At 38.1% G+C, this 21,126-nt stretch carries 17 protein-coding genes; all 17 read right to left on the bottom strand.

What is annotated here, in order from left to right:
- Nucleotides 1-49 precede the first annotated feature (49 nt).
- The 17 genes from rny to MHI04_RS05425 all read right to left on the bottom strand — a co-directional run bounded on the left by rny (nucleotide 50) and on the right by MHI04_RS05425 (nucleotide 21,104).
- On the bottom strand, nucleotides 50-1,609 hold the full coding sequence (rny, locus tag MHI04_RS05505) for a ribonuclease Y (RefSeq protein WP_036121270.1): 1,560 nt from the start codon (nucleotides 1,607-1,609) through the stop codon (nucleotides 50-52).
- 560 nt (nucleotides 1,610-2,169) lie between these two features.
- Nucleotides 2,170-3,234 (bottom strand): recombinase RecA, encoded by a 1,065-nt coding sequence (recA, locus tag MHI04_RS05500; protein ID WP_036121272.1) that lies wholly within the window; start codon nucleotides 3,232-3,234, stop codon nucleotides 2,170-2,172.
- 158 nt (nucleotides 3,235-3,392) lie between these two features.
- Complete coding sequence (locus tag MHI04_RS05495; protein WP_058843925.1) at nucleotides 3,393-4,652, bottom strand: competence/damage-inducible protein A; 1,260 nt, start codon at nucleotides 4,650-4,652, stop codon at nucleotides 3,393-3,395.
- 17 nt (nucleotides 4,653-4,669) lie between these two features.
- The gene (gene pgsA / locus MHI04_RS05490; protein WP_036121302.1) at nucleotides 4,670-5,248 is read right to left on the bottom strand and encodes a CDP-diacylglycerol--glycerol-3-phosphate 3-phosphatidyltransferase; all 579 of its coding nucleotides are present in this window, start codon (nucleotides 5,246-5,248) and stop codon (nucleotides 4,670-4,672) included.
- A 47-nt stretch (nucleotides 5,249-5,295) separates the two neighbouring features.
- Nucleotides 5,296-6,225 carry a RodZ domain-containing protein gene (locus MHI04_RS05485; protein ID WP_170829781.1) on the bottom strand — a complete coding sequence of 310 codons (930 nt, stop codon included), beginning with the start codon at nucleotides 6,223-6,225 and terminating at the stop codon, nucleotides 5,296-5,298.
- 16 nt (nucleotides 6,226-6,241) lie between these two features.
- Nucleotides 6,242-7,027, bottom strand: coding sequence for a DUF3388 domain-containing protein (locus tag MHI04_RS05480; protein WP_008178931.1), 786 nt, complete (start codon nucleotides 7,025-7,027; stop codon nucleotides 6,242-6,244).
- 217 nt (nucleotides 7,028-7,244) lie between these two features.
- Nucleotides 7,245-7,502, bottom strand: a complete 258-nt coding sequence (locus MHI04_RS05475) for a DUF3243 domain-containing protein (RefSeq protein ID WP_004224939.1) — start codon at nucleotides 7,500-7,502, stop codon at nucleotides 7,245-7,247.
- A 43-nt stretch (nucleotides 7,503-7,545) separates the two neighbouring features.
- Complete coding sequence (locus MHI04_RS05470) at nucleotides 7,546-8,274, bottom strand: SDR family oxidoreductase (protein ID WP_036121304.1); 729 nt, start codon at nucleotides 8,272-8,274, stop codon at nucleotides 7,546-7,548.
- Nucleotides 8,271-9,572 carry a pitrilysin family protein gene (locus MHI04_RS05465; RefSeq protein WP_058843926.1) on the bottom strand — a complete coding sequence of 434 codons (1,302 nt, stop codon included), beginning with the start codon at nucleotides 9,570-9,572 and terminating at the stop codon, nucleotides 8,271-8,273. The genes MHI04_RS05470 and MHI04_RS05465 overlap by 4 nt, the downstream gene beginning before the upstream one ends.
- Entirely contained in the window at nucleotides 9,569-10,840 is a 1,272-nt protein-coding gene (locus MHI04_RS05460) for a pitrilysin family protein (protein ID WP_058843927.1), read from the bottom strand. Before MHI04_RS05460 ends, MHI04_RS05465 begins: the two co-directional genes overlap by 4 nt.
- 175 nt (nucleotides 10,841-11,015) lie before the next feature.
- Nucleotides 11,016-11,975, bottom strand: a complete 960-nt coding sequence (locus MHI04_RS05455) for an ABC transporter permease (RefSeq protein WP_036121312.1) — start codon at nucleotides 11,973-11,975, stop codon at nucleotides 11,016-11,018.
- A 1-nt stretch (nucleotide 11,976) separates the two neighbouring features.
- Nucleotides 11,977-13,023: an ABC transporter permease gene (locus tag MHI04_RS05450; RefSeq protein WP_036121315.1), complete on the bottom strand. Its 1,047-nt coding sequence runs from the start codon at nucleotides 13,021-13,023 to the stop codon at nucleotides 11,977-11,979.
- The gene (locus tag MHI04_RS05445; protein ID WP_058843928.1) at nucleotides 13,023-14,570 is read right to left on the bottom strand and encodes an ABC transporter ATP-binding protein; all 1,548 of its coding nucleotides are present in this window, start codon (nucleotides 14,568-14,570) and stop codon (nucleotides 13,023-13,025) included. The genes MHI04_RS05450 and MHI04_RS05445 overlap by 1 nt, the downstream gene beginning before the upstream one ends.
- A 357-nt stretch (nucleotides 14,571-14,927) precedes the next feature.
- Nucleotides 14,928-16,010, bottom strand: a complete 1,083-nt coding sequence (locus tag MHI04_RS05440; protein WP_058843929.1) for a BMP family protein — start codon at nucleotides 16,008-16,010, stop codon at nucleotides 14,928-14,930.
- 54 nt (nucleotides 16,011-16,064) lie between these two features.
- Nucleotides 16,065-16,793 (bottom strand): GntR family transcriptional regulator, encoded by a 729-nt coding sequence (locus tag MHI04_RS05435; protein WP_036121324.1) that lies wholly within the window; start codon nucleotides 16,791-16,793, stop codon nucleotides 16,065-16,067.
- Between the two features lie 200 nt (nucleotides 16,794-16,993).
- Entirely contained in the window at nucleotides 16,994-19,282 is a 2,289-nt protein-coding gene (locus MHI04_RS05430; RefSeq protein WP_036121326.1) for a DNA translocase FtsK, read from the bottom strand.
- 154 nt (nucleotides 19,283-19,436) lie between these two features.
- A complete protein-coding gene (locus MHI04_RS05425; protein ID WP_058843931.1) occupies nucleotides 19,437-21,104 on the bottom strand; it encodes a ribonuclease J in 1,668 nt (555 codons plus the stop codon).
- Nucleotides 21,105-21,126: the final 22 nt, after the last annotated feature.

Below are 21,126 nucleotides of genomic sequence, written 5' to 3'. Positions count from 1 at the left end.
AAAAGAGGCTCTCTAGATATGAATCTAAAGAAACCTCTAACTTTCAATATTATTTCGCGTACTCCACAGCACGTGTTTCGCGAATGACTGTTACTTTAATATGACCTGGATAGTCTAATTCTTCCTCAATACGTTTGCGGATATCTCGCGCAAGACGATGGGAGGCTAAATCATCAATTTTTTCAGGTTGTACAATAATTCGAATTTCGCGTCCAGCTTGAATTGCATAAGATTTTTCTACGCCATCATAGCTTTCTGAAATTTCCTCTAACTTTTCAAGTCTGCGGATATAGTTTTCAAGTGTTTCACTACGTGCTCCTGGACGAGCTGCTGATAATGCATCAGCTGCTGCGACTAATACCGCAATGACAGATGTTGCTTCTGTATCACCATGATGCGAAGCAATACTGTTAATAACGACTGGATGTTCCTTATATTTCGTTGCTAATTCCACACCGATTTCAACGTGGCTACCTTCAACTTCATGGTCAATTGCTTTCCCAATATCATGTAATAAACCTGCGCGACGAGCTAATGCTACATCTTCACCAAGTTCAGCAGCAAGTAATCCTGCTAAATGTGCGACTTCAATTGAATGTTTTAGGACGTTTTGTCCATAGCTTGTACGATATTTCATGCGGCCTAAAATTTTCATTAAATCCGGATGTAAGTTATGAATACCAATTTCAAATGTAGTTTGCTCACCTGTTTCGCGAATTTGTTCATCCACTTCACGACGAGCTTTTTCCACCATTTCCTCAATGCGAGCTGGGTGAATGCGACCATCTTGTACAAGTTTTTCAAGTGCAAGTCGAGCCGTTTCACGACGAATTGGGTCAAAGCCTGATAAAATAACGGCTTCTGGCGTATCATCAATAATTAAATCAATGCCTGTTAACGTTTCCAAAGTACGGATATTACGGCCTTCTCGACCAATAATACGACCTTTCATTTCATCATTCGGCAAGTTCACAACAGAGACAGTTGTTTCTGCTACGTGATCTGCAGCAAAGCGTTGTAGTGCTAATGATAAAATTTCACGTGCTTTTTTATCTGAGTCTTCTTTTGCACGTGTTTCAGCTTCCTTCGTCATCACAGCTATATCAGTTGTCAGTTCTTTTTCTACTTCATTGAGGATAATTGATTTAGCTTCTTCTCTAGTTAAAGCAGAAATACGTTCTAACTCTGTTTTCTGTGATGCAACGAGCTCATCCACTTTGCTCTCCATCTGTTCAATATGCTGTTGTCTTTCAGCTAGAGCTTGTTCTTTACGCTCTAAGCTTGCTTCTCTCTTATTTAGAGCATCATCCTTGCGATCAAGATTCTCTTCTCTTTGCAATAAACGGTTCTCTTGTTTTTGAAGTTCTAAACGACGTTCACGAATGTCATTTTCGGCTTCAGTACGAAATTTGTGAGTTTCATCTTTGGCTTCAAGTAGTGCTTCTTTCTTCATTGCCTCCGCTTCTCGTTTTCCTTCTTCAACGATTGTTTCAGCGACATGTTTAGCACCAGTGATTTTTGAGTCATTCACTTTTTTCATGTAGATATAGCTAACAGCGGCACCAACGATGAGTCCAAGCAAAGCGGAGATGATAGTAATTCCATCCATATGAACACCTCCTCTTGCTATTTGGGTATTACAGTTTCAGTCGGCGCATACATCTATGTCACTTTGGCAAAAATGTGCTAGATTTTACTTGTGCAAAATCCGTTTTATTAGCCAAAGCTTTCGCTTCATTCAGTAGGTGTTTAGACATCTATTGAAAAGGAACAACAACCACCCATAACAAGGAAATCTTAAAAAGTGTAATGTCCATTTCACTATAAACATTTGCTAAATGAAGACAAAATGTACTGCCTATTTAAAGTCATAATTCAGAAATTATACATATTTAATTGTATAGCTAGCCTCAAACTCTGTCAAGGTTAGTCAGGCGTCTGCTCGCCCCATCGGATAAAAAAAAGTAAGTCCTATCCATTCAGTGAATTTTTTCCCTATTACTTTTACACTAGAAAAAAATTCACCTTCAAAACAATTACCATAAAAACAGTACATTAGAAATAACACGTCTAAGGCTTAGAGCCTCTCTCTTATTATGTGTAAAAATTGAAGATTATAGACAAAAAAATGCATTGTCCCCTTAAATAAAGCGGGAACAATGCAATCGTTTATTTTTCTTCTTCAAGAAGCAACATTAATTCGTCATCCATCTCTTCTTCATCATGTGCTGCAATTGTATAAGAAGAAGCCGCGATACCATAAGAAGCTCGAATTTTATTAGCGATTTCTTCTAAAACAGCGACATTTTCTTTTAAATACTGTTTAGCATTTTCTCGACCTTGACCTAGACGTTCGTCACCATATGCATACCAAGAACCACTTTTTTGCACAATATCTAATTCTACACCTAAATCAACTGTTTCGCCTTCTTTAGAAATTCCTTCTCCATACATAATATCTACCTCAGCTGTACGGAAAGGTGGCGCTACTTTATTTTTAACAATTTTAATTTTTGTACGGTTACCAACAATATCATTACCTTGTTTAATTGCTTCTGCACGACGCACTTCTAAACGGACAGAGCTATAGAATTTCAGCGCACGTCCACCTGGTGTTGTTTCTGGGTTTCCGAACATGACACCAATTTTTTCACGAATTTGGTTAATGAAAATAGCAATCGTTTTTGATTTATTAATCGAACCTGAAAGCTTACGTAATGCTTGGGACATCAAACGTGCTTGTAAGCCGACATGAGAGTCACCCATATCGCCTTCAATTTCTGCTTTTGGCACTAAGGCAGCAACAGAGTCAATAACAATAATATCAATAGCACCACTACGCACTAATGCTTCTGCAATTTCAAGTGCTTGCTCCCCTGTATCTGGCTGTGATAATAATAGCTCATCAATATTAACACCTAATTTTTGTGCATAGATTGGGTCTAATGCATGCTCTGCATCGATAAATGCTGCTTGTCCACCTGTTGCCTGCACTTCTGCAATAGCATGTAGAGCAACTGTTGTTTTACCAGATGATTCAGGACCATATACTTCGATAATACGTCCACGTGGATAACCACCTACGCCTAATGCTGCATCAAGTGCTAGCGAACCACTTGAAGATGTCGCAATTTCTAAATCGGTTCTTTCACCAAGTTTCATGATGGAACCTTTACCAAAATTCTTTTCAATTTGTTTTAGAGCCTGTTCTAAGGCTGCTTTACGATCACTCATTCATTTTCCTCCTTCGAAAACTGTTCACTGTTTTTATCTATCTCTACTATACTTGTTTTTAAGAAAACGCGCAAGAAAAAAGCGAACATTTATTCGATTTTTCTTCAAAATAAAAATTTGGATAGTTTTCCTCTACCCAAATTTCTATTTCACTCTATTTAATATCGTTTTGTATAACCGCGTTCTTCTAAAAGCTGCATTAAATAATGACATGTAAATTTCACCGCACGTAGTCGATTTGTATTTCGCATGCCTGATAAATGCAGTAAATAAGTAAGTGGCTCCTCATCATTGATAGCAATACCAATCCAAACCGTACCTACTGGCTGGTGATCATGCGCTGTCGGACCAGCCTCTCCTGTAAGACCAATTCCAATATTAGTAGCAAACTTTTCGCGAACAGCACTTGCCATTGCCGCCGCACACTCACTGCTAACTACACCATGTGTATCAATTAATTCTTTTGAAATGCCAAGCTGTTTTATCTTTGCATCAGCAGCATAGGTAACAACGCCACCAATCAGTGCATTGCCTACCCCAGGAATTTCCGCAAGCTCAGATTGAAATAACCCAGCTGTTAAACTTTCTGCGGCAGCAATGGTTAACTGATTATCAAGTAGCATTTCTACCGTTTTAGAGGCAAGAGAGTCGTCATCTACACCATATTGATAATCTCCCACAAGTGCCTGTATCTCAGCAACCTTTGTAGCTATAAGCTGTTGAGCTTCCTGCTCTGTAGCCGCTTTAGCTGTAACACGTAATGTTACTTCTCCATCAGAGGCAAGTGGGGCAACTGTAGGATTTGTTTGGGCATCTAGAATATCTTGAACTCGTACTTCAAGCTCTGCTTCACCAATCCCATAGAAACGCATCACATGTGATGCAATGATCCCTCCATCATTAAGCATCGCAGCAAGCTTTGGTTTCGCTTCAAATTGAAACATAGGTTCCAGCTCTTTTGGTGGTCCTGGAAGTAAAATATAGGTGCGGTCATTTTTTGTGAAAATCATACCTGGCGCCATTCCATGGTGGTTGGCTAGCACTTCACTGCCAGCTAAAATTAATGCCTGTTTCCGATTATTCTCCGTCATTGGACGTCCTCGTTTGGCAAAAAATTGCTCAATATACGTTAATGCTACATCATCAGACTCAAGCGAAACACCAAGATGACGAGCAATCGTTTCCTTCGTTAAATCATCTTTCGTAGGTCCAAGTCCTCCCGAAAAAATAATTAAATCGGCACGAGTCTCCGCCACTTCAATAGCCTGTTCTAAACGTTTCGTATTATCGCCTACTACCGTATGATAAAAAACGTTGATACCAAGCTCGGATAATTGACTTGAGATAAATCTCGCATTTGTATTCGTAATTTGACCTAATAATAGTTCTGAGCCAACCGCAAGAATTTCAGCATTCATGATTCACAAGACCTTTCTTATTTAGACTCAAGTAAAACACGTCGATTTAGATAGAAATAATCCCACCCAGACCAAAGCGTAAAGAACAATGCAATATAGAGCATGATCGTATCAAATGGAATACCAAACAGTGTAAAGATTGTATTGTGTAAAAGAGCAGCTGCAATCGCTACAATTTGTGCCCAAGTTTTGATTTTACCGAGCTGATTAGCAGCAACAACTTCTCCCTCACCTGCCAAAATCAAACGTAAGCCAGTTACGGCAAATTCACGGCTAATAATAATGATGATTACCCAGGCAGGTGCCATATCAAGTTCTACCATTAAAATGAAGGCTGCTGAAACCAGTAATTTATCAGCTAAGGGATCTAAAAATTTCCCAAATGTTGTCACAAGATTATACTTACGTGCATAATAACCATCCACCCAATCTGTTGTTGAAGCAAAGATAAAAATAAGTGCACCTATAAAATGGTGGATCGGCATCTCAGCGCCAAATAGTGTCAAAGTTCCCCAGCCGAAATCAAACATCATCACAATGACAAAAAATGGAATAAGCAAAATTCGAGAGATGGTAATTTTATTTGGAATGTTCATTTTTCTAACACCTTTCATGATGAAAGAAAGTAGCCATCACCTGATGACTACTGTTCTTTATTGAAATTGATGACGATATTTTGCGTTACAATCTGCTGTGCATACGGTAGAAGTTCGTCATTAATATAGATTTTAGCCTGCGTTGAATTACCAAGACGGACACGTACATAGTTTTGTGTTGTAGCATCAAACTCAACTACTTCTCCAGCATTATAGACACGTGTGTCCGTTAATAATTCTTGTTGCTGTTGGTTGCGAATACCCACAAATGTAGGACCTGATACTTCGATTTTAATTTTCATTGTATCTGTACCTGTTAAGGTATAAGAAGTCGTCGCCCCATCCGCCTCAACCGTCCCCGCGGAAATTGTTTGCTTCATCTCTTCTGTTTGATCAGTTTGATCTTCATCAGTTGGTGTTTCCTCTGTAGAGTTTGTATCTTCTTTATCTTTTTTCTGTGCATCTTTATTTTCTTTGTCTTTTTTATCCTTTTCACTATCAATTGGTTGAATATTAGTATCATATTCCATTTCAGGAGTAGTATTTTCTACTTCGCTTGTCCCTGAACTATTTTTAGATTGCCATAGTATCCATATGGCCACAATGATTACAACGATAAATAAAGCTACAATGATTTTTGGCATAGCCTCCATCATTTTATTCGAAGGGCCTTTCGTAACTTTTCTTCTACTTGGACTATTCGTCATCGATTGACTTACTTGGTCATTTGGAGTACTCGGTAGTTCTTTTTTATAAGTCTCTAAAATTTCCTCTGCGTTCAAACCAACAGCTTCTGCATACTGCTTAATAAAAGCTCGTACATAAAACGAACCAGGCATAATGGAATAATTGCCTTCTTCAATTCCTACTAAATAACGCTTTTGAATTTTCGTTATTTCTTGTAAATCGTCTAAGCTGTAGCCTTTAGACAGTCTCGCCTCTTTCAGTCGAGTACCTAATTCTGCCACTAATAACACCTACTTTAACATCAAATTAAAAATTAAATCCTCCAAATGAATCGGATTCGGACATGTGATTTTTTTCCATTATTTCATAAGTAATTTCTTCATCCGTGTGATGACGTAATTCAATGATATAATCAAAATCCTCTATTTTATATTCTGAATGCTGCACAAACATATCTGGATGCTCAACAACTTTAATGCAAGGCATATTCATCATTTCACGCACTAATTGCAAATGTCGCTCATCAGATGAACGCCGAGTCACAATACCATCTAAAATAAAAATATTGTTACGACTAAATTCGTCTCCCACAAGTTTATTACGAACAGTTTGTTTAATCATTGTAGACGATAAGAAAATCCATTTTTTATTGGCACAAACACTTGCAGCTACAATGGATTCAGTTTTTCCAACGCGTGGCATACCACGAATACCAATTAGCTTATGTCCTTCTTTTTTAAAAAGCTCTGCCATAAAATCGACTAAAATACCAAGTTCGTCTCTTACGAAGTGGAAAGTGTTTTTTTCGTCTGCATCTCGAGGAATATAACGACCATGCCGAATAGCTAGGCGGTCACGAAGTTTTGGTTGTCGAAATTTGGTTACGTTAATATGTTCCATTGTCGAAACAATTGTACGAAAACGTTCAATCGCCTCATCATTGTCTGTATGCACTAACATACCACGTCGGTCCTCATCGACACCATTTATTGATATAATATTGACACGAAGCATCCCTAAAAGTGAAGCAATATCTCCTAATAATCCAGGGCGATTCACCTGAATTTCATATTCAAAGTACCAATCGCTCAACACACTCGTTCCCTTCCTATTAGTTAACGTAAAAAATCCTTTATAAGTTCCATCATAGCTGATTTTTTATGTAATGGAAAGTTAGAATACATGGAATTACGGCGTTATTTACTAATTTTTTTTGATGCATGTAGATTAGGCTTACATACGTTCCCTTTTTCGTAGATAAATAGCTTTTTTATATAGAAAAAAGAGGAGATTGGCTCTCCTCTTTTATTTACTGCACATGCTTATTTTGTACAAGCTTAATGACACAATTCGCTAATGCATGCTTCTCATCTTCAGAGGCAACGCCCCATAAATCCGACAGCACTCGCTCTTGTTCGTTTTTAGGATCGACATTTGTCGCTAAATATTCCCCAATTTGGACAGCAGCCGTTTGAATCATTTTCTTCGGCATACCACTCGATTCAGCTTGCATAACGTTTTGTCCTAAAAACGATGTCCATTTTTGCCAGTTTTCTAAAATGGTCATATTTCCTCCTCCTTTACACATGTAGTATGTGCAAAAAAGAATATTATATGTACCAACCGCCATTTAATCGTATGATTTGTCCTGTCACATAATCTGCTTTACCAGACAAATAAAAACGTACCATTTCAGCTACATCCTTTGTCTGACCAATGGTACCTAAAGGAATATCTTCTAAAATATAATTAAGTTCTTCTTGATTTAAATGGCTGTTCATTGACGTATTTATAAACCCTGGAGCAACAGCATTTACTCGAATACGGGATAGTGCCGCTTCTTTTGCATAGGATTTGACAAAAGCATGTTGTGCTCCCTTAACGGTTGCATAAAGTGCCTCACCCGCTGAGCCAGCCTCTCCCCAAATGGAGCCAATGAATAATACATAGCTCACCTCATGCTTACGCAGTTTCTCAGATAGTAAAGCTGTCAGTCGCATTGGATTTTGAACGTGGACACGCCATAAAGCATCCATATCCTCCACTGTTGTATCTTCGAGCAGCGAATAATGTGCCTGCCCATTTGCAAAGACAATGGCCTGCACATTAAAAATTTGCGCGGCTACCATTTCCGCTCCTGTTAAAATAGAAAAATCCCCCTGCACAAGCATAAACTCTTGTGCAGGGAAGGTTTTAGAAAGCGAATCACATAATTTATGTGCCGCATTTTTATTATTCGAATAATGCACATAGATGGACCATCCATCTTCTGCAAGACTTTGACAAATGGCACGACCAATCTCACCTGATGCGCCTAAAACAAGGGCAAATTTTTTCACTGTGCTCCCTGCTTGCTTGGCAAAATTTTAAAGACTGTTTGTTGGGATTCTCCTTGAATAGAAGTAAAGGCTTTGTGTAAATCCTCTATTGTTAATGTTTCAAGAACTGGTACCACATCAAACAAATTCATATCATTAAAGGAATAACGTGTAAATTGGTTTGCGATGAACTCAATCGAATTTAATGCTCGTAGGAAGAAGCCAATTTTTTTACGTTTTATACGTTCCAAACCAGCACTATCCAATTGGCTATTCCCCTCATATTTCACTAATTCTTCTTTTATCGCTTGGGCCAATTTATCAGGCTCTGCTGAATCCGAACCAATCATGGCAAAACCAAAGCCATTTTCTAACGTAAAATCAAATGCATATGTCTCATCGATTAAACCTTCTTCATAGACACGTTCATAAAAATTAGATGTACGGCCAAAAATAAGTTCAAGCGCGATTTGAACAGACAGCTCATGCTTTAACATATCCTGTCCTGATAAATTCGTATCCTTTGCTTTCAAACCAACATAAATTTTCGGCTTTTGTACATCCATATTTAATGTACGTTCTTTAATCGCTACGTCTGTTGGTTCTGTATCAAAGAAACGTTGAATTGGTGTTGGCTCTGGGAACTCTTTTTTACCTTGATTGTCACGAATAAAAGTCATCATTTCCTCTGGCTCTACAGCGCCAATGACAAATAATAACATATTTGAAGGATGATAAAACGTATTGTAGCACGTATATAAATGCTCTGCTGTAATGCCGTCAATCGATTCAATCGTTCCTGCTATATCAATTTTTACAGGATGTTGATGATACATATTTTCAATCGTACCAAAATATAGACGCCAGTCTGGTTGATCATCATACATCGTAATTTCTTGCCCAATAATTCCTTTTTCTTTGTTGACAGTAGCTTCTGTAAAGTATGGCTCTTGCACAAAATTCAATAAAGTTTCTGTGCTCTTATATATATTGTCAGTAGATGAAAATAAATAAGCTGTGCGTGTGAACGACGTAAAGGCATTCGCCGAAGCACCATATTCGCTAAATTTTTGAAAAACATCACCATCTTCTTTTTCGAACATTTTATGCTCTAAAAAGTGTGCAATACCATCTGGCACTGTAATACTTTCCGTTTCACCGATTGGTACAAACGTACGATCAACAGAGCCGTACTTTGTTGTAAATGTTACAAATGTTTTGGAAAAGCCCTTTTTTGGTAAAATATATACATCTAAGCCATTGTCTAGTTTTTCATAGTAAAGTGTTTCATCTAGTTGTTTAAATTCAATTGTTTTCATTGTGCGGCTTGCTCCTTTCCACATAAGAAATAGACCGCTTCAAGCTGCACTTGCTTAGCCATTGCAACAACGTCTTCCTTTGTTACAGCTTTCCACTTATTTGCCCAGGCTTCAACAGAGAATTCCTCAGGTAAATCTTTATATTGGTCAAAAATTTCAATTTGTCCACGCGCAGAATCCAAGGACTCTTTTAGCTGATTTGTCAGCATAGCCTTTGTTTGCTCCAGCTCTAAATCTGTAATGTCTCCAGCCTGCATGACAGCAAGTTGTTCTTTAATTAAAGACAATGCTTTTTCTTCATTTTTAGCTTCAATCCCAGAAACAACAAACAGAAGACCGTAATGCGATGCATAGGAGCTTGATGCGTAATAAGCAAGACTCTCTTTCTCACGCACATTCATAAATAATTTAGCATGAGGATAGCCTCCAAAAATGCCATTAAAAATCTGCATTTTAGCAAAATCAGCATCTCCAAATCGAATAGGCGTGCTAAAGCCAATATGAAGCTTACCTTGTTTCATTTCATGCTGTTCTCTTACGTAATCATTGTCAGGATGCTGTTGTGGTAATACTGCTGGCACTTCCTCTGGTGTGCGATCATTAAATGGTAGCGCTTTTTTTAATTTCGCTACAAGTTCCTCTTCATTAATGTCTCCAGCAACATAAATATCTATTTTGTCGTTAGCGAGCATGGATTGGTATGCCTCAAATAAAGAAGCAGGCGTAATTTTTTGAATTTCTTCTACGCTACCATTAGCCGAAATCGATGCAGGCTCGTTTGGTCTCAAGATTTGTTGTAAACGGAACTGAGCAAAACGAGATTTATCATCAAAAATAGATTCAATCCGTTGAATGACTGTTTTCTTCTCCCGTTCTACAATCGATTCCTTAAAGACACCGTTTTCTAAATTAGGCTCAAAAATAGCTGTGTGCAATAAACCAAGTACGTCGTTTAAGACACTTGTATTTGCTAGATAATGATCATTCACAGTCTCCACATTCATTAGCACCGTATGTTCATTACCTCGTTTTGATGTATCAAAATATAAAACAGTACCATATAAATCATCTAAAAAGCTACGGAAAGCAGCAGTTGTTTTATATTTAGCATTACTATGCTGTAGTACATTGGTTAACACTGTACGTTCCGATGCACTTTTTGCAGTTAATGCTCTTCTCCATTTAATCGAAAAATTTACGGTTTTAAATTGGGTTGTTTGTCGGATATGCAAATTGACACCTTTTGCAAAAGGTATTGTTTTAAACATATGAAACCCTCCTATCCTTCTTAATATAACGATGTACTACACATACTATACATGTCTATTGTCTATAATTGCAAAAAGAATCCAAAGTATGTATGGGAAAAATTAAAAAATGCACCAATTTCATATGTAAAAAAAGACTGAGCATCGTTCACTCAGTCTTTTTGATTCATTTTTCTTAACGTTTACCTTTAATATAAGGCTGTCCACTTGCTTTTGGAGCATTCGCTTTACCAATAAAGCCTGCTAATGCAAGGATTGTTAAGACGTATGGTAAAATTTGCAGATAAACGGCTGGTACATTCTCGATGAATGGAATTTGACTTCCTGCAATACTTAATGTTTGCGCTAAACCGAAGAATAAGGCTGCTCCTAATGCACCAATTGGATGCCATTTCCCGAAAATCATAGCGGCAATGGCCATGAAACCTTGTCCAGCAATTGTTGCATGCGAAAAGTCATGTGTAATTGTTTGTGCATAGACTGCACCACCAAGACCACCTAATGCACCAGAAATAACAACGGCAATATAGCGCATTTTATTAACATTAATCCCCATTGTATCCGCCGCCATTGGGTGTTCACCTACAGCACGTAAACGCAAGCCGAATGGTGTTTTATAGATAATAAACCAAGCACCAATGGCTACCGCAAATGCTAAAATAGATGTGCTGTAAACATCATGGAACAATAAAGGACCAAAGAATGGAATATCCTCTAAATAAGGAATACCGAAACGGTCGATTGGACGTGTAATCATATCCGTTTGACCTTTATCATAAATCATTTTAACTAAGAAAACTGTAGCAGCTAAGCCAAGTAAGTTAATGGCTACACCTGAAACTGTTTGATCGGCACGGAAAGAGATCGAAGCAACAGCATGGAAAAGAGAGAAAATCCCACCAATAATCATAGCTGCTAACATCGCTACCCAAATCGTTGCCACACCTAATGATGAAGCGAATTCTAAATTGACAAAAATACCAACAAAAGCACCGACAATCATTAAGCCTTCTAGCCCGATGTTGACTACACCAGAGCGTTCAGAGAATACTCCACCGATAGCAGTAAAAATCAAAGGTGTTGCATAAAGAATCGCTGAAGGGATGATGAAATATAACATTTCTAAAAAGCTCATGTTATTGTCCCTCCTTTTTCTTGCTCAGCTTTTGTAAGCCTACTCGAATAATATAGCCTGATGCAACGAAGAAGATAATCAATGCGATGATAATTGATACGATTTCTTCTGGAATACCCGCAGCATTTGGCATATTTAATGCACCATATTTTAATGAACCGAATAGTGATGCTCCAAACACTACCCCAAGTGGTGTATTCGCACCAAGTAGCGCAACGGCGATACCGTCAAAACCGATTCCTGTAAAGCCAGGTTTAATAGATGCGTTTTGGAATGTACCTAAAGCTTCCATCGCACCACCAAGACCTGCAAACATTCCTGAAATCGTCATCGCTAAAATAATATTTTTATTAACACTCATACCTGCATAATCGGCAGCATTTTTGTTAAAACCTACTGCTTTTAGCTCGTATCCACGTGTTGTTTTTTCTAAAATGAACCACATAACTACTACCATTAATAGTGCAACAATGATCCCATAGTGAAGACTTGAATTGTCTGTAAGCTCTCTTAAAAACGGAGAACGTAAAGAAGCTGATTCATGGATACGTTCTGTTTTAAAGCTTCCATCGGACAATTTTTTAATCACTGCGTTGGCAATATAAAGCGCAGTATAGTTGAGCATAATTGTCGCAATAACTTCATGGACTTTAAATTTCGCTTTTAAGAAACCTGCAATAAAGGCCCAAAATGCACCTGCAGCTGCAGCAGCAAGTAATGCCAATGGTAAGTGAATAACTTTAGGTAGCTCAAATGCGTAGCCTACCCAAGCTGCTGCTAGCCAACCTAAAATCAGCTGACCCTCAACCCCAATATTGAACAGTCCTGTGCGGAATGCAAATGCTACTGCAAGACCTGCCAAAATATAAGGTGTTATTTGACGAATTGTGTTCCCAATTGAATATGAATCTCCAAAAATACCTGTCCAAAGAGCAATATAACCTTCTACTGGGTCATAGCCACTGACTACCATAACGATAGCCCCTACAATTAAACCGATAATGATAGAGATGATAGGAACGAGTAGATTAATGACACGATTTGACATTAGTCGTTCCCCTCCTTCGCATCATGCTTATTATTTTTTTTATTTTGCCCTGCCATAAGTAAGCCTAGCTCTTGTTCTGTTGTTTCTTTTGGATTTAACTCATCTACTATTTGTCCATCATAAATAACAGCAATACGATCCGATACATTCATGACCTCATCTAATTCAAATGAGATTAACAGAACGGCTTTTCCTTTATCACGTTGCTCAATGAGACGAGAGTGAATGAATTCAATAGCCCCTACGTCAAGTCCACGTGTTGGTAGAGCAGCAATTAATAAATCTGGATTACGGTCGATTTCACGACCGATAATAGCTTTTTGTTGGTTACCTCCAGATAATGCACGAGCCGGTGTCATTTCACCATTACCTGTACGCACATCATACTCTTCAATGATTTGACGAGCTTTCTCCGACACTTTTTTATAATCCATGACAAAGCCCTTTGCAATTGGAGATTGGTAATACGTTTGCAGTGCAATATTATGACCAATCGGGAAATCTAACACTAAACCATGCTTATGACGGTCTTGTGGGATATGACCGACGCCTTCCTCTGTAATTTTACGAGGCTTCATATTGGTAATATCTTTGCCATTTAACTTAACTGTCCCACTTTTGATTTTACGTAGTCCTGTAATGGCTTCGATTAATTCGGACTGACCGTTACCATCGATACCAGCTATACCTACGATTTCACCTCTGCGAACATTTAAGTTCAAACCTTTTACCTTATCAATATCTCGGTAATCCGTTACTACCAACTTTTCAATCGATAGCACTTCTTCAGTTGGGTTTGCGTCAATTTTTTCTGTTTTAAATTCAACTTGACGGCCAACCATCATTTCAGCCAATTGATCAGGATTTGTGGCAGCGGTTACAACAGTGCCAATCCCTTCTCCTTTACGGATAATCGTCACACGATCTGAAACTTCCATAATTTCTTTTAGCTTATGCGTAATTAAAATAATAGATTTACCTTCTGCAATCAGTCGACGCATAATTTGAATTAATTCTGTAATCTCTTGTGGTGTTAATGAAGCCGTGGGTTCATCAAAAATTAAAATTTCGGCACCACGATACAATGTTTTTAATATTTCAACACGTTGTTGCATACCAACTGTGATGTCTTCGATTTTGGCATTTGGATCAACATCCAATCCATATTTTTCAGAAAGTGCGTGTACTTTCTTCGCCGCATCTTTTATATTGACAATCCCCATTTTAGTAGGCTCCGTGCCTAAAATAATGTTTTCTGTAACCGTAAAGTTTTCTACCAACATAAAGTGCTGATGCACCATGCCAATTCCTAAATCATTGGCAACATTCGGGTTTGTAATTTTTACAGCCTTCCCACGAACATGAATTTCGCCACCCTCTGGTTGATATAAACCAAAAAGGACGTTCATCAAAGTCGATTTACCTGCACCATTTTCACCAAGCAATGCATGGATTTCGCCTTGTTTCAGTTGGAGGGTGATGTTATTATTCGCCACGAAACTCCCGAATTCTTTACGGATTCCAAGCATCTCAATCACATATTCCAAAATTGTCACTCCCTTAATAGGCACTTATTAAGTATTTTTGCCTTAGCGTATAGTATCTGCTGCTACATGATTGATGGTACAGATAAGCCATACGTCCAGTAGTCAATTTCTACCAGAGGCTAGAATTATTGCTTGATCTAAACCCACCTATAGAGGTAGTTGTTTTGCTAAATTAATACAGGAAAGGTCATCGTTAGAAACCTTTCTTCTATTAACTTATTACCATCATGATTTACCTCTATAAGATTCCTATAAATCTAGTTAAATAGAGTATTGCGAATAATCTAAATATAACGATAGATTGAAAAATCATCATAAGGTCCTTCTAAAAGTCCCTTATGATGATCAAGAGTTGAATTATTTTTCCACTTTTTCTGGAACTTTGATTTCACCCTTAGCAATCTTCTCTTTATATTCATCAATTACTTTTTGTACATCTTCTGGAATCGCACCGCGTGAATCTGCAAGTTTAACACCGTCTTCAGCTAAACCATAAGTAAGTGTTTCTCCGCCTGGGAAATCACCATTTTTTGCTCTATTTGAAATATCTACTACTGCTGTATTAACACCTTTTAACATTGAAGTTAATGTTACGTTTGTTTTATCGTCTACTTTACCTTCTTCGTATTGGTCAGCATCTACACCAATTACCCAAATGTTTGCCTCTGGATCTTTTTTCTTACGTTCTTTTGCTTCAGAGAATACACCGTTACCAGTTGCACCAGCAGCGTGGAAGATTACATCGACACCTGATGAGAACATACCGCTTGCTGTAATTTTACCAACATCCGCTTTATCAAATGCACCTGTGTATTTATCTTCGATGATGATATCTGGGTTTACAGCTTTTGCCCCTTCAAGGAATCCAGCTTCAAAGCGATTAATAACTGGGATATCTACGCCACCTACGAAGCCGATTTTACCTGATTTAGACATTTTCGCTGCCGCTACACCCGCTAAGAAAGCACCTTCTTGCTCTTTGAACATTACTGATACTACGTTGTCTGCTTTTACTTCAGCATCAATGATTGCAAATTGGCCATCTGGATTTTCCTCAGAAATTGCAGCCATTGCATCTTCCATCATATAACCAATACCGAAAATTAAATTGAAGTCACGACGTAGTAATGCATTTAAATTTGAATCATAGTCTGCATCTGATTTTGATTGTAGGTAATCAAAACCATCACCTTTTGATAAGCCGTGCTCTTTACCGTAAGCTTGTACACCTTCCCATGCAGATTGGTTGAATGATTTGTCATCAACGCCACCTACATCAGTAACCATTGCTACTGAGAAAGTTTCTTCTGTTTTGTCGCCGCCTGAAGCATTGTCATTGTCTTTTGCAGGTTTTTCGTCGTCTTTCGTACCACAAGCACCTAAAATAGCACTTGCCGCTAATACTGATGTTAATACTAAACCAAATTTACGTTTTTTCATTTAATTAACCCCCCAAAGGTATTGTAATTAGCAGGAAAAAAATTTAGAAATGTTCTACACCCGTTTACGAACTACATGGAAGCTGAATTTATCAGCTCGGAAATAATTTTTTGAATAGAGCACTACTTGATCATGGTCATCGTAATGCAACTGCTTTAACACTAAAAGAGCTGTTTCACGTCCGCAATTTAAAATCGGTGAGGCTTGTTCATGATACCCAATTGGATCAATATAAGTTACAGCATAGGCTACATGAATTTTGCCTGATTGCTCTAAAGCAGAGAACAGTGAAACTTCTTTTTTTTCGACAAAGTCAGTTGGCAGGAAGCTTGCGGGTAGCCTGTCTATGCAGTAAACTACTGGCTCACCATCCGCTGTTCTGACACGTTCAATCGTGAGTATTTTATCGTCGCCATCACATTGGAAGCGTTTTAAATCTTCTTCAGAAGGTGTGTGCTCAGTTGCCTTTAAAAAACGGGAACCCGGCTCCATACCTGCTGTTTCGATCATAGAAGAAATGCTCGATAGATGCTCGATGCCTGATGTAAACAACGGCTTAGGATTGACAAAAGTCCCAACCCCATGTCGGCGCACAATCACATTTTCCTCTTCCAACAGTCGAAGAGCTTCTCTAAGAGTAGCTCGACTGACTCCTAGTGATTTCGATAATTCAAACTCTGAAGGCAGCTTTTCATTTTCTTTAAAAATGCCAGCCTCAATGTCAGATTTTAAACGATCGATAACTTGAAGATAGAGATGACGATGATCTGCTTTAATAGTCACATATATCACCACCAAATCAGAGATCAGACATCTGATGTACAACATTCCTACTAATCGTTCATAAATATAACATTTTTGCAGAATGAAATAAACAGTTTTGAATAAAATCTGTTATAGAATTCATTCTTTCTTCATTTTCTTTGCAAATATTTGGACAAATATACAGTAGTTCTCACCATTTTGACATCTAGCTTTTTTGCTTAGTTATCATATTGGTGAACAAGTACTTGACGAGGCTTACTGCCCTCTGGTGGCCCTACAACCCCACGTTGCTCCATTTGATCGACAATACGTGCGGCCCTAGAATAGCCGATACGGAAGCGACGTTGCAACATGGAAACGGATGCTGTTTGCATATTGACAACTAATTGGACAGCTTCATCATATAATTCATCCGTTTCCTCTAAAATGGTTTCTTCTTCGGTAGGAATCATCTCCTCCTGATACTGCGCTTTTTGCTGTTCTATAACAAAATGAACGACTGCCTCCACTTCTTGATCCGATAAAAAGGCACCTTGCACCCTTTTCGGTTTGGAAGCGCCCGCAGGTAAAAATAACATATCACCACGCCCAAGTAGGCGCTCAGCTCCACCCATATCTAAAATCGTTCTTGAATCAATGGCTGACGAAACGGCAAAAGCAATTCTCGATGGAATATTCGCTTTAATAACACCTGTCAAAACATCTACACTTGGTCGTTGTGTTGCAATAATCAAATGAATTCCTGCTGCACGTGCCATTTGAGCTAATCGTGTAATAGAATCCTCAACATCACTTGATGCGACCATCATCAAATCTGCTAACTCATCCACGATGACTACAATATAAGGTAGCTTTGGATTTTTTTCCTCTGTTTGTTCATTCACTTTTTGAACATGTGCATTGTAGCCCTCAATATTTCGTGTACCTGTATGAGAGAACAAGTCATAGCGACGTTCCATTTCAGATACCACTTTTTTCAGTGCTTGCGAAGCTTTACGTGCATCTGTTACGACAGGAGCCAATAAATGAGGAATGCCATTATAAACGTTGAGCTCCACCATTTTTGGGTCGATCATCATAAGTTTTACTTCATGCGGTTTTGTACGCATTAGTATGGATACAACGATGCCATTTATACAAACACTTTTCCCACTGCCTGTTGAACCAGCTACAAGTAAATGTGGCATTTTATTGAGTTCGGCTAGTACAGCTTGTCCTGTAATATCACGCCCGAAGGCTACTTGTAATAATGCTTCTGGTTTCGCACCATCCTTCGATTCTAATACCTCTCGAAGCGTTACAATGGCTACTTCGCTATTAGGTACTTCAATACCTATCGCCGATTTTCCAGGGATTGGGGCTTCCATCCGAATATCTTTAGCCGCTAGTGCTAACGCAAGGTCATCTTGCAGATTGACAATTTTACTTACTTTCACACCTATATCTGGCAAGATTTCATATTTTGTGACAGCTGGTCCTAAATGCACTTGTGTTACCTTTGCTTTTACACCAAAGCTTTGTAATGTTTGCTCAAGCTTTTTGGCATTCGCTTGGATAACTGAATATTCACCACTTTGATCATGTTGAGGTGGTAGTTGTAATAGGTTATAAGATGGTAGCTGATAGTCTGCATTTTCCACTGCATCTGTACCTTGAATATGAACCTCATCCGCTGCTTCTTCTACTTCATTTTCCATCACAGGCGTATCATACACAGCTCTTTCCTGCGAGACATTTTGCGTAAAAGCAGAGATAATCGGCTCATGAGGTATTTCCTCCTCTTGTTCAGGCACATCCGTAATTTGATTTACAGCCGCAACCTCATCTCCACTTTCTACCCTTGAGCGGCGATTGTTTGGTTTTTTCGGTGTGTTTTTCTTTTTATCATGATGCTTTTTTTTCCATTTGCCAAATAGATCTGGTGTTTTTTCTGCTAAATATGGGACTAATGCTTTGCCAGTGACAAGTATGAGCCCAATAAAGAAGATTACCCAAGCAACAACTTTTGCACCCGAGGCTTCAAATAATACATGAAGCCCACTAAATAAAAGGGCGCCAATCATCCCACCGCCCAGAGCATTGCTGCGATGAATAATGCCATCTGTATTGATTAATATTCGCCACGATTCACGCAGCACAGAATCAGATAATAGACCACCTGATTTTGATAACTGTTCAAATAATATGCCATGACTAAAAATCGTTAAGCTCATAATAATGAGTACCATGCCAAGTATTAATCGATCCTTCATACTGACTTTTTTACGGCCAATCATCATTAACAATGCAACAAATATAAGCATAAATGGAACAGCAAAGTGTAAATTACCTAAAAGAAACATTGCGATGTTTTCTAGAATCCGACCAATCATGCCAAATTCAAAAATCATAATGACTGCTAATGCGATTAAAAGCAGTCCTAAAATTTCATACATAAGCGGATGCATATCTTTTTTTTCAGTTGTCGCTTTACTTTTAGTCACTTTTTTTCTTTTACTAACTGCCATCTATTTCACCTTCTTCTGCAATCCATTTTATATATGTAGCGAATCATAACATGTAGAACTTGCATATTTCAAAAAAAGGATTTTCCACCGCAATTGGGAGAAAATCCTTTTTCATCTACTTTTTCCTCAAAGCCTTTACGATGAGCTCGTTCAATTAATATTCCATAATAATTGGAATAATCATTGGACGACGTTTTGTTTTTTGGAATAAATACGTATTGAGTGTATCTCGAATTTCTTGTTTAATATTCGTCCATTCAAATGTATCTTTCCCAACATATTTTTCAATCACATTTTTTGCAATGTCAGATGCCTCAATCATTAATTCCTCTGATTCTCGTACATAGACAAAGCCTCGTGATAAAATTTCTGGGCCAGAGGCAATTTTCTTTTGTGCTCGATTTAATGTCACGACTACAATGAAAATACCATCCTGCGATAATAATTTACGATCACGAAGTACAATATTTCCTACATCGCCTACACCGATACCGTCAATTAATACGTTACCAGCTTGTACACGACCACTCATGCGCATTTTATTATTTTTGTATTCTACGATATCCCCTTTATCGGCGATAAAGATTTGTGATTTTTGCATACCGAGCTGTTGCGCTAACTTCGAGTGAGCAATGAGCATACGATATTCACCTTGGACAGGAATAAAATACTTTGGCTGCATTAAATTCAGCATCAGCTTCAAATCTTCCTGACTACCATGTCCTGATACGTGGACATTTTTACTAGAAGTCAAAATTTCAGCGCCGGCTTTTGACATAGAGTTCATCGTATTAGCCATTTGTACTTCCATGCCAGGAGAAGGTGTAAATGTAATTAACACCGTATCACCTTGTTTAATTTTAATGTCACGATGGTGCTTACGGACAATTTTTTCTAATGCATCTAGAGGCTCTCCTCTATTGCCAGTTGTAATAATGATAATTTCATCATCTTGATATTTTTGCATTTCTGAAATTGGAATAATTGTCTCTTCTTCAACTGTTAAATAACCAAGCTGTACACCTAAATCAACAGCTTTTTCCAATGGCTTACCAACAATCACAACTTTACGGAATGATTTTTGGGCTTGGGCAAAAACTTGCTGAATACGAATAAAATTCGATGCATAGACAGCTACTAAAATACGACCTGGTGCTGAGTGGAATGTTTTTGATAATTGCTCTTCAATCACAATTTCCGATGTCGTATAGCCTGGTCGTTCAGCTTCGCAAGACTCAGATAATAGAATAAAGACGCCGTCTTCCCCTAACTGTGCCATTTTTGCTAAATCAGGTTTAAATTTACCTGTCGCTGACTGATCGAATTTAAACTCTCCTGTATGAACAATCGCGCCTTCAGATGTATGGAACACTACCCCTAACGAATCGGGAATACTATGTGTTGTGTGGAAGAATGTTACATACGTTGAGTTAAAATTCATACGACTACGGTTTGTTACTTCGAAAAATTTCACCTGATGTGGTGCAGGTAATTCTTTTAAATGTTCCTTTGCTAATGCAATGGTTAATTTCGATCCGTACACAGGTGCCTTTATTTTTTGTAAAACATAGGCAATAGAGCCGATCGCATCTTCATGACCATGTGTTAAGAAAATACCTTTCACACGTTCTTTATTTTCTTCTAAGTACGTAATGTCAGGAATCACGATATCTATACCTAGCATCTCATCTTCTGGGAACATTAAGCCGCTATCCACTACAAATAGCTCTTCATCAATTTCTACTACGTACATTGCTTTCCCAATTTCGCCTACACCCCCAAGAGGGATGATACGAATCAATTCATTTTTCTTTTTTGTCAATTTATTTCCTCCTAAAAAATAT

This window comes from Lysinibacillus sp. FSL K6-1151, from assembly GCF_038630755.1.
In the GTDB taxonomy this organism is placed as follows: domain Bacteria; phylum Bacillota; class Bacilli; order Bacillales_A; family Planococcaceae; genus Lysinibacillus; species Lysinibacillus fusiformis_D.
The sequence above is the reverse complement of the archived record's forward strand: the minus strand, read 5'-3'. Positions and strand labels throughout refer to the sequence as shown.